This window comes from Phyllobacterium sp. CL33Tsu, assembly GCF_900113985.1.
GTDB lineage: Bacteria > Pseudomonadota > Alphaproteobacteria > Rhizobiales > Rhizobiaceae > Phyllobacterium > Phyllobacterium pellucidum.
In genome coordinates this window covers 26,058-40,261 of sequence record NZ_FORJ01000008.1, presented here as the reverse complement: position 1 = coordinate 40,261, position 14,204 = coordinate 26,058, and the positions used below count along the sequence as shown (strand labels likewise).

Here is a 14,204-nt window from a genome sequence, read left to right as displayed (position 1 = left end):
GTCCCTGTCCAGCGTGTTTCTAAAAAACAGCCTAGACATTCGGGATGCGAATGGAAAGATGGCTGGCAAATGCCGTTATCTGTGCAACATCGCAGGCTGGGCTGATCCGGTAAGCAGCACCGAGGGCTTATCGTCGGGCGGCCCAAAGTGCGGTTCGGTCATATCGCCGATACAGGGTGTACTGACTTTCGCGTTGGGATTGTCGAGGAAGTCGGCAACCACCTCCCCGCCGCATTCGGTCGTATCAAGCACATCATGGCCGACACCGCGGAAGAGCACCAGTTGACTATGGCCGGTTGTCCTGATCACGCGCTCTGCCCAGCTTGTCGGGGTCGCGGGATCGTAATCGCCGGCGAGCAGCAAGACCGGCACCCTGTTCTGGGCCAATGATTTATAAGCTCTCTTCGGCGTGGCGGTAGGCCATAGTGGGCAGGCCCAGCTGTAGAAATTGTTCTGCGCCCAGCGGTCGAGAAGCGGAAACGCCGCAAAGGACGCCGCCGCCGAGACACCGTCATTGCAAACGATGGAAAGATGCATGCCGTCAGCAAAGGCGTCGCCGTCGTCACCGCTCAAGCCTATCATTTCCGCCAGCGGGCCATAGTTCTGATTGGCCGTGTCCTTGATCAGCTGCGGCAGGAGTTCGATCGAGTCGCGATCATAAAACTGGTTGAACAGGACCTCGAGGAAGTCGTTGCCCGATACGCGCGTGAATGCACTGGGTTCTCCCGCCGCCTTGAGGCGCAGAAGCACGGGCTGGGCGTCGAGTTGCTGAACGATTTCGGTGATCATCGTTCTAAGGCTTGTGCCGTCAGATCCGCATTCCTGGCGCGCCGCGCAGTCCTTCTCAAGCTTCTTCAGGACCCCGTCAAAGTTGGCGGCGTCCTGGTCGACATAGTCGACGTCAAGCGGCAGCGTGGAATCGAGGACCACTGCAACGAGGTTCTCCGGATGATCTTCCAGAACCTGCAAGGCAAGTTTTGTACCGTAGGAAATGCCGAAGACGACCCATTTGTCGATATTGAGAGCGCTGCGCAAGTCATGGATATCGGCTGCATTCTCGGCGGTGTTATAGGCGGAAAGGTCGATGTGCCTGGCCTGAAGCGCGTCGCGGCAGGCTTTAACCTCGTTCTTCTGCGCCCCGTCGAAATCGACAATCTCCTCCGGGCGGGACATGATGCCGCCCCAGACCTTCGGGCTGTAATGTTCGGCACAGCTCAGCGACGGCTTCGAAAGACCGACGCCCCGCTGGTCCACTACGACAAGCCGCCGTCCGCGCAGCCAGTCGCCGTTGTCGATGAAGCTCCACCAATCGTCGATCTCCTCGCGCGTCTCGATGCGTGCAGCCTGTCCGGGCCCGCCATTAAGATAAACGACCGGGTCATGGCGAACGCGGTCCGGTTCGAAGATCACCACTGCAAGTTCTATGGTGGCGCTATCGGCCTTGCTGCGGTTTTCCGGGACCAGCAGATGCCCGCAGCGCATGTCCCGGTCCTTGGGCAAGGCAAACCAGCACGGCGTTTCCCGGAATTCGGCCGCTGCAGCCAAGGCTGGTACTGCTGGAAGCATTGCGGCAAGAAATAGCAGCGTTGCAAACAGCATCAGGCACAATGCTGGCGAATCCAGATGAAATCTGTATTTGGTCGCAGCCATGTTCGTTGGTCCCCATTGCCGCGTGGGCTGCTTTCGCGAAAGTGCCCCACAGCATTGCCAACAAAATACCTGTTTTTGGCCTCGGAGGGCATCACCCCGGCGGGTTAATTCCGTTCGCTGCTTTGATGTACGAAAAGTAACTCGATGATTTTATCGAGCGATGGTCCTCTGACCATGAAAATGAATGATGGGACGCCGTCGGCGTCCCATCATTGTTGAAAAGAGTGCATGCAAATTGGTTATTGCCAGTCCAGCACGACCTTGCCGGAGCTGCCGGATCGCATGGCGTCGAAGCCTTCCTGGAAATCGTCGATCGGCAGGCGATGCGTGATGATGGGCGATAGGTCGAGGCCGCCCTGCACAAAGGCTATCATCTTGTACCAGGTCTCGAACATTTCGCGGCCATAGATGCCCTTCAGATTGAGCATCTTGAAGATTACCTTGTTCCAATCGATCTCGAACCCTGTCGGAGCAATGCCGAGAATTGCGATCTTGCCGCCATTGTTCATCTTGTCGATCATGTCGCGGAAGGCGGGTGCCGCGCCCGACATTTCGAGGCCGACATCGAATCCTTCGGTCATGCCGATTTCGCGCATGACGTCCGCCAGGTTCTGCTTGGAGGCATCGACGACGTAATCGATGCCGAGCTTCTGTGCCAGTGCGAGGCGCGAAGGATTGATATCGGTGATCACCACCTTGCGGGCACCGGAGCGCTTTGCCACCAGCGCGCCCATGATGCCGATCGGGCCGGCCCCGGTTACCAGCACGTCTTCACCGACGAGGTCAAAGGAAAGCGCGGTGTGAACGGCATTGCCAAACGGATCGAAGATCGCCGCAATTTCGTCGGGAACGTCGTCCGGTATGGGCACGACATTGGCCTCGGGAATGCAGAGATACTCGCCGAAAGATCCCGGACGGTGAACACCGACGCCGAGCGTGTTTCGGCAGAGATGTCCCCTGCCCGCGCGGCAATTGCGGCACGTTCCGCACACGATATGACCTTCGCCGGAAACGCGCTGGCCGACGGTGTATTTGGTCACGGCCGAGCCGATCTCGGCGATCTCGCCGCTGAATTCGTGTCCGACGACCATGGGAACGGGGATCGTCGCCTGCGCCCACTTATCCCAATTGTAGATATGCACATCGGTTCCGCAGATGGCCGACTTCCTGACCTTGATGAGTACGTCGTTTGGTCCGGGTTCCGGAACAGGCACGCGTTCCATCCAGATGCCAGGCTCCGCCTTCGCCTTGACCAGTGCCTTCATCATGTTCGACATGGTGTTTTCCTATTTGATGATGCCGAGATCACGCCCGACTCCGGCGAAAACCTCGATCGCCCGGGCGACGTCTTGCGTGGTGTGAGCGGCAGACATCTGCGTCCTGATGCGAGCCTGGCCGCGCGGTACCACCGGGAAGGCGAAACCGATGACATAAACGCCCTTCTCCAGCATCCGCGCCGCCATTTCCTGCGCGAGCGTCGCTTCGCCCAGCATCACCGGAATGATCGGGTGATCGGCACCGGCGAGGGTGAAGCCGAGCTTCGACATGTCGCGCCGGAAATGTTGCGCGTTGGCTATCAGCCGGGCGCGAAGGTCCGCGCCGTTGTCGATGAGGTCGAAAACCTTGAGCGAGGCAGCAGCGATGACCGGCGCCAGCGTGTTGGAGAAAAGGTACGGACGCGAGCGTTGGCGCAGCCAGTCGACTACTTCCGTCTTGGCGGACGTATAGCCGCCCGACGCGCCGCCGAGCGCCTTGCCGAGCGTGCCGGTAATGATGTCGACACGTCCCTCCACACCGCAATGTTCGGCCGAACCGCGGCCATTTTTGCCGACGAAGCCCACCGCATGGCTGTCATCGACCATGACCATAGCGCCATGTTTTTCTGCAAGATCGCAAACACCCTGCAGGTTGGCAATGATGCCGTCCATCGAAAACACGCCGTCGGTAGCGATGAGCTTGAAACGGCTGCCTTCGGCCTTCTTCAATTCTTCTTCGAGCGCGGCCATGTCGTTATTGGCGTAACGGAAGCGCTTGGCCTTGGAGAGGCGCACCCCATCGATGATCGAAGCATGATTGAGCGCATCGGAAATGATCGCGTCTTCTTCGCCAAGCAGGGTTTCGAACAGTCCGCCATTGGCATCGAAGCAGCTGGAGTAGAGGATCGTATCCTCAAGGCCGAGGAAAGAGGAGATGCGCGCTTCCAGTTGCTTGTGCTCTTCCTGTGTGCCGCAGATGAAGCGCACTGACGCCATGCCGTAGCCGTAGCGGTCGAGTGCCGATTTTGCGGCAGAGGCGAGTTCCTCATTGTCGGCAAGGCCAAGATAATTGTTGGCGCAAAAATTCAGGACCTTCGCACCCGTCGAGATCTCGATTTGGCCTGCCTGCTTGGAGACGATGACGCGCTCGCTCTTGTAAAGGCCGGTCTCCTTCAACTGGGCGAGTTCCCGCGACAAATGGTCGATAAATGGCTTGGTCATGATTATTCCCGCTTCATGCGTACATCCGTTATAGCGGTTCTCATCTCACGATCGGATGAATGTCTCAAGCCCCAGATTGAGCAAGGGCCGAACCGCACCGAGGATAGCGTATTCCTCGCTGGACCGGTCGGCAACCAGAACGGGAAGCGCCAGGCCGCTCATGATTCCTTCCGCCTGGAATGCATCTGAAAACGCTTGCCAGAGTGCGGTATTGCCGACAAAGGGACCGGTGACAATAACTCTCTTCGGGAACAGCAGGCGGCAAACATTGCCAAGCGATCGAGCCATAAGGTGGATTGCCGTCGCAATCTCCGGTCTTTCAGCGATATCAAGGCTGGTCAATTGCCCGGCAACCCGTTCCTCGTCCTCCGAAAGCTCCGGCCAGCTTGCTCGCAGCTGAGGCAATAGGGCCCAGAGCGCCGCAGCCGTTTCGAGGCAGCCATGGTTGCCGCAGCCGCATTGTCGCTGATCGAGCATATTGAAGCGCCAGTGGCCGATTTCGCCAAAGGGATTGCTCGCCGACATGAAAGGCTCGCCTTCGACGCTGTACGCAAGTCCTACACCCCAGCCCCAGTGCAAGAGGAGCGTGCTGTCCCGGCCCTGCGCACCGTCCTGCATGGTCCGCGCCGTCAATTCGGCATCGAGATGACGGCAGACGATGACGACAGGCGTAACCGGCGCTAGAGCGGCAGCAAGGTCAAGATCGCGGACATGGGGCCAGCGTGATGTGATTAGCCATTTGCGGTCACGCACGTTCACGACACCGGAGACCGACACCGAGGTTCCCATGTGGCTCATGCCCGCCGGCAAATCCTTCAGCAGAGAGTTTATAAGACCGCGCATCCGCGCAGCCATGGTGTCATTGTCCGCACTTTCGGGCACGTCGGCAGTGCAGCGTCCGATCACGCGGCCACTCAGATCGACCAATACGCCGAGCAGCGAACGGCTGCTCATGAGAATGACCGTCGCGCCCAGGCGTGAATGGTTCAGGGCAATCTGGATCGCAGGACGGCCGCGGCCGCTCTTTTCGCCTGCTTCCCCGATGACGAGGCCGCGCTCCAGCAGATCCGCGACGACACGCGATGTCGTCGTCGACGTCATTTGCAACGCTTCGCTCACATTCGGACGCGAATGCGATTCTCCATCTGAAAGCAAGGCCGCAACCCGCGCGCAATCGCGTTGGTGGGCATCCTCATAGCGGGTCTCGTCAATCGTCAAAATCATGCCAGAAAAACCTGATCCTTATTTTTGAACAATATTATTCGAAAATGCTTGCGATGCCAGGGGCAGCTGTGGTTACATTGCCCGCAGCCCGATAAAGCACAAGCAGATGAACGGAAAATTGATGGTGGATATACGCATTTTGAACGACAAGGAGGCGCTGGGCGTCGCTGCTGCCGATCTTGGCGCTGAAGTCATTCGACGGGCGATCACGGAGAAAGGCAAGGCGTCGATCATCGTTGCTACGGGCGCGAGCCAGTTCGAGGTCCTGCGCAATCTCGTCGCGGCGAAGGACATAGACTGGTCGAAAGTGACGGCTTTTCACCTTGATGAATATGTCGGCATGGACATTGGCCATCCGGCAAGTTTCCGCAAATATCTGAACGAACGCTTTGTCGAACCGCTTGCAGGCAAGGTGACGTTTTATCCGATCGACGCGGAGAGTGATGCGCACGCGGAAGCCGAGCGGATCAGTAAGCTTATCAGCGGGCACGAGATAGATGTATGCTTTGCCGGGATCGGCGAAAACTGTCATCTCGCGTTCAACGATCCTCCGGCCGATTTCGAAACCGAAGAGCCCTATAACGTCGTGACCCTTGATGAAGCCTGCCGCAAGCAGCAGTTCGGCGAAGGCTGGTTTCCCGATCTCGCTGCGGTTCCCGAGCAGGCGGTTTCAATGAGCATCCGGCAGATCATGAAGAGCAAGTTCATAGTCCTCTCGGTGCCCGATGCGCGCAAGGCGCAGGCGGTAAAGGATGCGATCGAAGGAGAGGTGGATCCGCGCCATCCCGCCTCGATCGTGCAGGAACATCCCAATGTCGTGCTCTTGCTCGATCCCACCTCGGCGTCGCTGCTCGCATGATCACGGCCGGCCTCGTCGATATCCAGGTCAATGGCTTTGCCGGTGTCGATTTCAACGACGCTGGCCTGACCGCAGAAGCCTTGGACCGAGCGCTCGAAGCGATGCTGGCGAGCGGCGTGACGACCTGCCTTCCGACGATCATTACAGCCACCCCGGCGGAACTCGACGCCCGCTTCGCCGCCCTGGACCGGAGCGTTGCAGAAAGCCGGCTCGGTCCGCTGATGTGTCCGGGCTACCATCTGGAGGGGCCCTTTCTCAACCCCGCTGACGGATTTTCGGGGTGCCATCCGGCGAGCGCCATGACCGCAGCTGATCCGGCGCTCGTCCTCGACCTTGAGAAAAAGTTGAAACGGCCGATTTTGCTCGTCACTGTCGCTCCGGAAGTGGGCAATGGGATCGGATTTATCGAAGCCATGGTTGGCCAGGACAGGCTTGTGTCGATTGGCCATTCCGCGCTCGATTTTGAAGGTGTCGATGCAGCGGTCGCTGCCGGCGCGGGCCTTTCCACCCATCTCGGCAACGGCCTGCCGCAGGTACTGCCAAAGCTTGCCAATCCGCTCTTCGCGCAGCTTGCCGACGATCGGCTGCTCGCAACATTCATCGCCGATGGCATTCACGTTCCGCCGCCGGCGCTGAAGGCGCTCATCCGCGCCAAGGGTTTCGCGCGGTCGGCGTTGGTGACCGACGCGACGGCAGCTGCCGCTGCCGAACCCGGCGACTATGACTTTGCCGGCATGCGCATCCGCCGCTCGGCCGACGGCAGCGTCGGACTGGCCGGGCTCGCCGGGCTTGCCGGATCGGCGCTTCGCCTCGACGATGCGGTGCGCAACCTTGTTCACTGGAACATCACCACCTTCGAGCAGGCCGTGGAAATGGCATCCCGCCGGCTTGTCGATGCGCTGGCGCCTGTTCTCAGCGCGCGGGGAATCACCTTGCCTGCCGCGGAAATCGAATGGACGGACGCGATGAACATACGCCGCGTCCGGATCGGCAGCGAAGAACGGACTTTCAAGTGAACGCGATAAAACACAGGGGAATTTGACATGACAAATAATTTTACTCGCATCAACCGCCGTACGGTACTCGGCGGTATCGCCGTATCCGCAGTAGGCGGCATCACAGGCGCATGGGCGGCGGCGCCTGCACTGCCCGCCGCTCCTGTCCTGATCACCGTCATGGATGTCGGCGGCGCACTCGCCCTGATGCAGCCGGCCTTCGAGGAATATGCCAAGACCTATCCTGAACGGGCCTCCCGCATCGTCTTTACCAAGGCGCCGGTAACGGAACTTGCCGGCAAGCTGAAGGCGCAGCAGGCGGCAAAGAGCGTTGACATCGACGTCGTGCTGACTGGCAGCGATGGGTTGGCGGCAGGTCTCGCCAACGAAACCTGGATGAAAATCCTGCCGGATTTTGCCGACAAGCTCCCCGGCCTCGAAGAAAACTACGAGCCGGCGGCGCTCGCCCTGCACAAGGCTCAAGGCCAGGGTTTCGGTGTGGTCGTCAATTACTACCCGTCGGGGCCACTGATCGAATACGATCCCGAGCGCGTCAAGCAGGTGCCGACGACCGCCGAGGAACTCCTCGCCTATGCCAAGGCCAACCCCGGCCGCTTCATGTATGCGCGTCCGACCAATTCCGGACCGGGCCGGACCTTCATGATGGGCCTGCCCTATCTCCTCGGCGACAAGGATCCGCACGATCCGGTCAATGGCTGGGAAAAGACCTGGGCCTATCTTACCGAGATCGGCCAGTATATCGATTATTATCCGGCGGGTACCGGCGCGACCATGAAGGAATTCGGCGAGGGTTCGCGCGACATCATCATCAGCACGACCGGATGGGACATCAATCCCCGTGCCCTCGGCATTGTGCCCGAGACGGCGAAGATCGGTACGCTGAAGGGCTTCCATTGGGTGTCGGATGCGTTTTTCATGTGCATGCCGAACGGCATCGCGAACGACAAGGTCGCTGTCGTGCTTGATTTGATGGCCTTCCTGCTCACCCCCAAGGCGCAGGCCTATGCCTATGATGAAGGCTATCTCTATCCGGGCCCGGCCGTAAAGAACGTGCCGATCAGCATGGCGCCGCAGCACAGCCAGGATGTCATCAAGGAGTTCGGCAGGCCTGAATATGCCGACCTCATTGCCAACAACCCCATCGAACTTCCGCTGAAGCCGGACCAGATGGTCTTGGCGTTCCGCAAGTGGGACGAACTCGTCGGGTCGCAGAAGAAAGCACAATAAGCATAGAGGTTGGGTAGCCGCGGCGAACTTGCCGCGGCCTCTCCTACATCTGCACTAGATGTCCGCTTGAGACTTCCGCATATTGGCGCGACGGAACGACGAAGTCCGGGGCGCGCACCGGGCTTTTGATTTCGTCGTTGGAAACCGGGCGCCTGACGCCGCGACGCGCGGGATCAGGCACCGGAACGGCCGAAATCAGCTTCTTCGTATAGGGATGTTGCGGATTCTCGAATATCGCGGCCCGCGGCCCGATCTCCACGATTTCCCCGAGATACATCACAGCGATGCGATGGCTGACGCGCTCGACAACCGCTATGTCATGCGAAATGAAGACATAGGCGAGGTTGAGGCTGGCCTGCAGGTCGAGGAGCAGGTTGATGACCTGCGCCTTGATGGAAACGTCGAGGGCGGAAACGGATTCGTCCGCAACGATAAGCTTCGGATCGAGCGCCAACGCACGGGCAATGCAGACGCGCTGGCGTTGCCCGCCGGAGAACTCATGCGGATAGCGTCCGGCCATATCCGCCTTGAGCCCGACACGTTCGAGGAGATCGGCGACGCGGTCGCGGGCCTGTGTGCGGGTTCCAAGCCTGTGCTCGAGATAGGGTTCGGCAATGGCGGCGCCGACGGTCATGCGTGGATTAAGGCTGGCGAAGGGATCCTGGAAGATCATCTGCATGGTGCGGCGCATGTCTCGCATCTGCTTCGGATCCATGCCGAGGACGTCCTGACCGTTGAGCAGCACCTCGCCGCTCTGCGGCTGAACGAGGCGCATGATCGAGCGGCCGGTCGTTGATTTGCCGCAGCCAGACTCGCCGACAAGCGAGAGCGTTTCTCCAGGCTGCAGGGTGAAGGAGAGGTTTTCAACCGCGTGGACCCGCCCTTCCAGCTGGCCGAACATGCCGGAGTGAATATTGAAGCGCGTCGTCAGGTTGCGGACCTCAAGCAGGGGCGGCTTGTCGGCCTGCACCGTATCGGCGGTCTCGACGGGCATATCCGATGTGCCAGTCGCACGATCGACCACCGGGAAGCGCAGCGGCCGCGCGTGCCCTTTCATCGAGCCAAGAACGGGTACGGCGGAAAGCAGTGAACGCGTATAGGGATGCTGCGGGTTCGCGAAGATTTCGTCGGTGTTGCCGGTTTCGACCGCTTCGCCATTATACATGACGACCGTGCGGTCGGCGATTTCCGCCACGACCCCCATATCGTGCGTGATGAATAGGACGGAGGTGCCTTCCTCCTCCTGCAGAAGTTTGATGAGATCGAGGATCTGTCCCTGGATCGTAACGTCGAGTGCCGTCGTCGGCTCATCGGCAATCAGCAGCTTCGGTTTGCTGGCGAGAGCCATCGCGATCATCACGCGCTGCCGCATGCCGCCCGAAAAGCGGTGCGGATATTCGTCGAACCGCGAAGCAGCCGCGGGTATGCGAACCTTTTCCAAAAGCCGGATCGTCTCGGCCTTTGCCTCTGCCCGCGAGATATCGCGATGACACAGCAAGGCCTCGCTGATCTGGCGTCCGACCGTGAAAAGCGGGTTGAGGCTGGTCATCGGCTCCTGAAAGATCATGGCAACGTCATTGCCGCGCACGGACCGCATCTGTCTCTCCGGCAAGGCGAGAATGTCCTTTCCACCCAGCATGATCTTGCCTTCGATGCGGCTTTTATCCTTTTGCAGAAGCCGCATGATCGAGAGCGACGTCACGCTCTTGCCGGAGCCGGATTCGCCGACAATCGCCACCGTCTCCCCCGGCGCTACGTCGAAGGAGACATTGCGCACGACCGGTCGCCACTGGCCATCACCAAGGAAGGACGTGGTGAGGTTCGAGACGGAAAGAACGGGGGCGGCGGGCTTTTCCATAAGCTGTCCTCTCAAATCAGTCCGGCCAGCGCATCAGGCCGGAGATACGACGGGCGTAGCGCTCTTCGAACGGAGTTGCGATGATCTCGTTGGACGCTCTCGCTTTGCGAAGTTCCTCTTCGAGGCGGCCGGCGACGATCGTTTCTTCGCCCGGATGGAGGTTGCACGGGTCCATGTAGAAGTACCCATGCTCGGCCTCGTGATCGCGGACGATGATCGGCCGCTCGCCTTTCGCCAATGCGTCGGCGAAGTCCCAGGCGGTGATATGCGCCTCGCGCGGATCGATGGTAACCCGCAGCCGATCCAGAGGGTTATGGGTCGGATCAGCTTCGATCTCCGCGGTAACGCCCGGCTTTCCGGTCAGGGTCTGCTTCCAGAGGTGGAGGTAGCCGGTTTCCTTCTCGCGAATGCCGGCATGGTCACGCTTCTCCCAGGCTTCGAGCGCTGCGATCGTGCCGAGGATGCTCTCCTTGCCAAGCTTCATGCCCCGTCCGACGCCCATGTTCTGGAGGAACGCACTGCGCACGAGATCCTTGCGCCCGGAAACAATGCCTCCCGTGGGGCCGCCGAGGAACTTGTGCGAGGAATAGATCGCTATGTCAGCGCCTTCGGCGAGGAAAATCCTGAGGTCATATTCCGATGCCGCATCAACAATCACCGGCACCTTGCGGGCGTGGCATATTTCAGCGAATTTCTTCAGCGCAACGAGGCCGTACTGAACGGTATGGTGCGAGACAACAAAGACGGCCGCAGCCGTACGCTCATTGATTGCCCCTTCCAGATGATAGGGGTAACAGGACGTAGCCTGGCCAACCAGTACGGCCTTGGCGCCGGCAAGCTTGATTGCCTGATCGACTGGAGCCCCGTAACTCACCACATGGCCGGTCTGAATAAGGACCTCATTCTTGAGTCCGGTTGCATCAGGCAGGCGCTCGATCGCGGCGAGATCAGGTCCGGTCATTGTCGCGGCAACCGCCAGGGTAATGCCGGCGGAACAGGACGCCGTAACGAAACCGGCCTCGCCGCCTGTCAGACGGGCAATGACGGGACTTGCCATGCGGTGCAGGTCGTTGATTTCGACGAATTGCGGCAGTATGGAACTCATGGCCGCGATTGCTTGCGGTACGACGATCGAAGCGCCAAGCGAGGTCATCGTGCCGGATACGTTGATGACGCGGCGAAGCCCGAGGGATTCGCGTATATCGGACGGTGTTTGTTGGTCTGTCATGGTCTTCCCCTTGAGGTGCCGGCCGGCAAGTATTCCATCGGCTTGGCAGCTATGCCTTTATAATGTAATAATTCGTTGAATGACTCGAACGGTGCGGAGTGTGGCGTGGACGCAAAGATTTCAGACATGGAGAGCACCGGCGGCATCGCGAAGGAAGACAGCGCGAAGGCGCGCCGCTCGCGTGTGAGCGGCATCGACCGTGCCTTGCAAGTCATCGATTATCTTTACGAGACCGGCAGCCCGGCGGGTGTCTACGCGATCGCCAAGGCAATTGGAGCACCGCTCTCCACGGTCTATGTGATCGTCGATGACCTTGTCGAAAAGAACATGCTGTCGCGCAACAGCGACAGTTCGGTATGGCTTGGCGCGCGGCTTTATCACTACGGTCTTGCCTATGCTCGCTCGCTGGATTTTCTCAACGTCGCCAACCACGAAATGCACAATCTCAGCCGCATATCCGGCGAGACGGTGCAGGTGTGCGGGCGCGATGGCGACCATATGCTGGTTCTTGCCATGGCCGATGGTCCGGGTCATTTTCAGGTGACGTCCCGCGTCGGCACGCGCGTTCCGCTCAACTGGACGGCGTCGGGGCGCCTGCTCGTAGGGCATCTGCCGGAAGCCGAGCGCCTCGACCTTTTCGAGCATTGCGCCAAGTCCTCGCCGACCGGCCGCGCCGTCATTGACCCCGCCGTACTTTCGGCGTCCGCCAGACAGGCGCTCGACGCGCGGCTTTCCATTCAGGCCGGAGAGTCCGATTATGCCGTTGCCTGCGTTGCCGCGCCGATCTGCGACGACAAGGGCGCATGCATCGCCACGATTTCCATCGTTCTGCCGGAACAGAAGGTCAGCGACAACCCCGAACGCTATACCAACGAGGTGAAGGCCTCGGCGGAGCGGATCGAAACGGTAATGGGCTGGCGCAGTCATTCGTAGGTTCCTGGCATTCAGTTCTTGAGGGCGACGATCGCCTCGATCTCGACGGTTATATTGCCCGGGAGCGAGCCGAAGCCCACTGCCGAGCGCGCATGGTTGCCGGCTTCACCGAAGACATTGATGAAAAGGTCCGAGCAGCCGTTGATGACCGAGGGGTGATCGGCGAAGTCGGGAACGGCATTGACCATCCCCAGCAGCTTGACGACCCGCTTCACCCTGCCAAGATCACCCAGCGCCGAATGCATGACCGCAAGGAGATTGATGCCGGTGAGGCGGGCATGCTCGTATGCCTCCTCGACCGAAACATTGCCGCCGACCTTGCCGGTGTGAAGATAGCCATCGTTCTCGCGCGGTCCCTGCCCGGACAGGTAGAGCATGTTACCCTCCTGGATATGGGTGACAAAATTGGCGATCGGGCTTGGCGCCGGCGGCAGGGTCAGCCCGAGCGCCTTCAAACGATCGTAGGGTGATTTGCCGGCGCTGACCGCCGGGCTGGGTATGGTGCTCAAGACGTGTTCCTCAGCGGTAAGAATAGGGCGCTATCGCGCCCGAAGTTTCAGGTTTGGCCGGCTGGTGACGACCTGCCTTGACCAATTCGTTGCCGAGCACCGCCCAGCGCGGTTCGAAGAGCTTTTCGAGCCTCGCTTCGTAGCCCATGGAGTCGATGACGGTGAGATCGGAGTCGTCGAGCTCGAAGATGGTGAAATCGGCGCGGGTGCCGACGGAAAGCAGGTTTTCGGTAGGCAGTCCAATGGCCGAGGCAGGCGAAAGGGTCACGGCCTCGACGACCTTGTCGAAGGGCATGCCGACGTTCAAAAGCTTGGACATGGTCGTCGCCAGATCCCAGACGGCAAAGTTGAGGCTGCGCAGGTGTATGTCCGTCGAGATCGAGAAGGGCAGAAGACCGCGCTGGATCGCCACTTCCGCGACGCGGAACGAGAAGGATGCACCGCCATGGCCGATGTCGAGGCGGATGCCCTCCCCGGCGCAACGCGCCGCGAGTTCGAACAGGTCTTCATCCTCGATGATGCTGCTGCCGACCTTTCCGTTGAAGCAATGGGTGATGATATCGCCGGGTCCAAGAATCTCAAGTACTTCATCATAGAGAGCGGGCGGTTCGCCCACATGCACCATCATCGGTATCTTGAGGATCTTGGCGATCTTCTTGCCGACCTTGACGGGCGTAACGCCCCATGAGCCGGTGATTACGTGGCTGGCGCGGACCTTGAGGCCGACAATATGGTCGCGGTTTTCGTTGACGCAGGCGACGGTACGGTCGATGTCGATCGAACGGATATCGCTAAGCTCGCTGACGCGGTTGCAGGCAACGAGGCCGATGGAGCCGAGGTTCAGGAAGGCCTTGATGCGCTCGCGCGCCGGATCGATGATATATTCGCGAAAGCCGTGAAAATTGGCCTCTCCGGCCGATCCCGCATCGACGATCGTCGTAACGCCGCGCTCGGCGCCGCATAGTTGTGGGCGCACAGAAATGTCGGTGCCGCCATGCCAGATATGTGTATGCAGATCCACCCAGCCTGGGGAAATCCAGGCGCCGTTGCCGTCGATACGGCGAATGTCGTCCTGAACATTCAGCGAGGGGCCGAATGCAGCGATCTTGCCATCGGCATCGACAAGAATGTCAATGCGGGACGACGGCATACCGGGTCCGAAGGCAACCGGCCTTACGTTGGTCACAAGCAGGCGACCATCGGTTGCGGGGGAGGCAGACATG

Annotated in this window: 12 protein-coding genes; 4 read left to right on the top strand and 8 right to left on the bottom strand. The window is 60.1% G+C overall.

All coding sequences use genetic code 11. The features are described 5' to 3' along the window. Positions 1-75: 75 nt before the first annotated feature. The 4 genes from BM074_RS20845 to BM074_RS20830 all read right to left on the bottom strand — a co-directional run bounded on the left by BM074_RS20845 (position 76) and on the right by BM074_RS20830 (position 5,351). Positions 76-1,650 (bottom strand): alpha/beta fold hydrolase, encoded by a 1,575-nt coding sequence (locus BM074_RS20845; protein WP_091925007.1) that lies wholly within the window; start codon positions 1,648-1,650, stop codon positions 76-78. 239 nt (positions 1,651-1,889) lie between these two features. Continuing rightward, positions 1,890-2,927: an L-threonine 3-dehydrogenase gene (tdh, locus tag BM074_RS20840; protein ID WP_027233130.1), complete on the bottom strand. Its 1,038-nt coding sequence runs from the start codon at positions 2,925-2,927 to the stop codon at positions 1,890-1,892. A gap of 9 nt (positions 2,928-2,936) precedes the next feature. Next, entirely contained in the window at positions 2,937-4,127 is a 1,191-nt protein-coding gene (locus BM074_RS20835) for a glycine C-acetyltransferase (RefSeq protein ID WP_091925004.1), read from the bottom strand. A 45-nt stretch (positions 4,128-4,172) separates the two neighbouring features. Continuing rightward, on the bottom strand, positions 4,173-5,351 hold the full coding sequence (locus tag BM074_RS20830; protein ID WP_091925001.1) for an ROK family protein: 1,179 nt from the start codon (positions 5,349-5,351) through the stop codon (positions 4,173-4,175). 106 nt (positions 5,352-5,457) lie between these two features. On the opposite strand from BM074_RS20830, the gene BM074_RS20825 reads away from it, so the two are divergent. The 3 genes from BM074_RS20825 to BM074_RS20815 are packed head-to-tail and all read left to right on the top strand — an operon-like array spanning position 5,458 to position 8,453. Continuing rightward, positions 5,458-6,210, top strand: coding sequence for a glucosamine-6-phosphate deaminase (locus BM074_RS20825; RefSeq protein ID WP_244533027.1), 753 nt, complete (start codon positions 5,458-5,460; stop codon positions 6,208-6,210). Next, positions 6,207-7,226, top strand: a complete 1,020-nt coding sequence (locus tag BM074_RS20820) for an amidohydrolase family protein (RefSeq protein WP_091924994.1) — start codon at positions 6,207-6,209, stop codon at positions 7,224-7,226. The genes BM074_RS20825 and BM074_RS20820 overlap by 4 nt, the downstream gene beginning before the upstream one ends. 27 nt (positions 7,227-7,253) lie before the next feature. After that, the gene (locus tag BM074_RS20815) at positions 7,254-8,453 is read left to right on the top strand and encodes an extracellular solute-binding protein (RefSeq protein WP_091924991.1); all 1,200 of its coding nucleotides are present in this window, start codon (positions 7,254-7,256) and stop codon (positions 8,451-8,453) included. A gap of 43 nt (positions 8,454-8,496) precedes the next feature. Here the strand turns inward: BM074_RS20815 and BM074_RS20810 are convergent, their stop codons facing one another. Together BM074_RS20810 and BM074_RS20805 are read right to left on the bottom strand one after the other, a co-directional pair. Further along, positions 8,497-10,311 carry an ABC transporter ATP-binding protein gene (locus tag BM074_RS20810; protein ID WP_091924988.1) on the bottom strand — a complete coding sequence of 605 codons (1,815 nt, stop codon included), beginning with the start codon at positions 10,309-10,311 and terminating at the stop codon, positions 8,497-8,499. 16 nt (positions 10,312-10,327) lie between these two features. Then, positions 10,328-11,539, bottom strand: a complete 1,212-nt coding sequence (locus tag BM074_RS20805; protein ID WP_091924985.1) for an aminotransferase class V-fold PLP-dependent enzyme — start codon at positions 11,537-11,539, stop codon at positions 10,328-10,330. A 126-nt stretch (positions 11,540-11,665) separates the two neighbouring features. Between BM074_RS20805 and BM074_RS20800 the strand changes: the two genes are divergently transcribed. After that, complete coding sequence (locus BM074_RS20800; protein ID WP_091925274.1) at positions 11,666-12,472, top strand: IclR family transcriptional regulator; 807 nt, start codon at positions 11,666-11,668, stop codon at positions 12,470-12,472. An 11-nt stretch (positions 12,473-12,483) separates the two neighbouring features. Here BM074_RS20800 and BM074_RS20795 read toward each other — a convergent pair whose 3' ends face one another. Together BM074_RS20795 and BM074_RS20790 are read right to left on the bottom strand one after the other, a co-directional pair. Continuing rightward, a complete protein-coding gene (locus BM074_RS20795) occupies positions 12,484-12,981 on the bottom strand; it encodes a RidA family protein (protein WP_051615331.1) in 498 nt (165 codons plus the stop codon). A gap of 10 nt (positions 12,982-12,991) precedes the next feature. After that, positions 12,992-14,203, bottom strand: coding sequence for an amidohydrolase/deacetylase family metallohydrolase (locus BM074_RS20790; protein ID WP_091924982.1), 1,212 nt, complete (start codon positions 14,201-14,203; stop codon positions 12,992-12,994). Position 14,204: the final 1 nt, after the last annotated feature.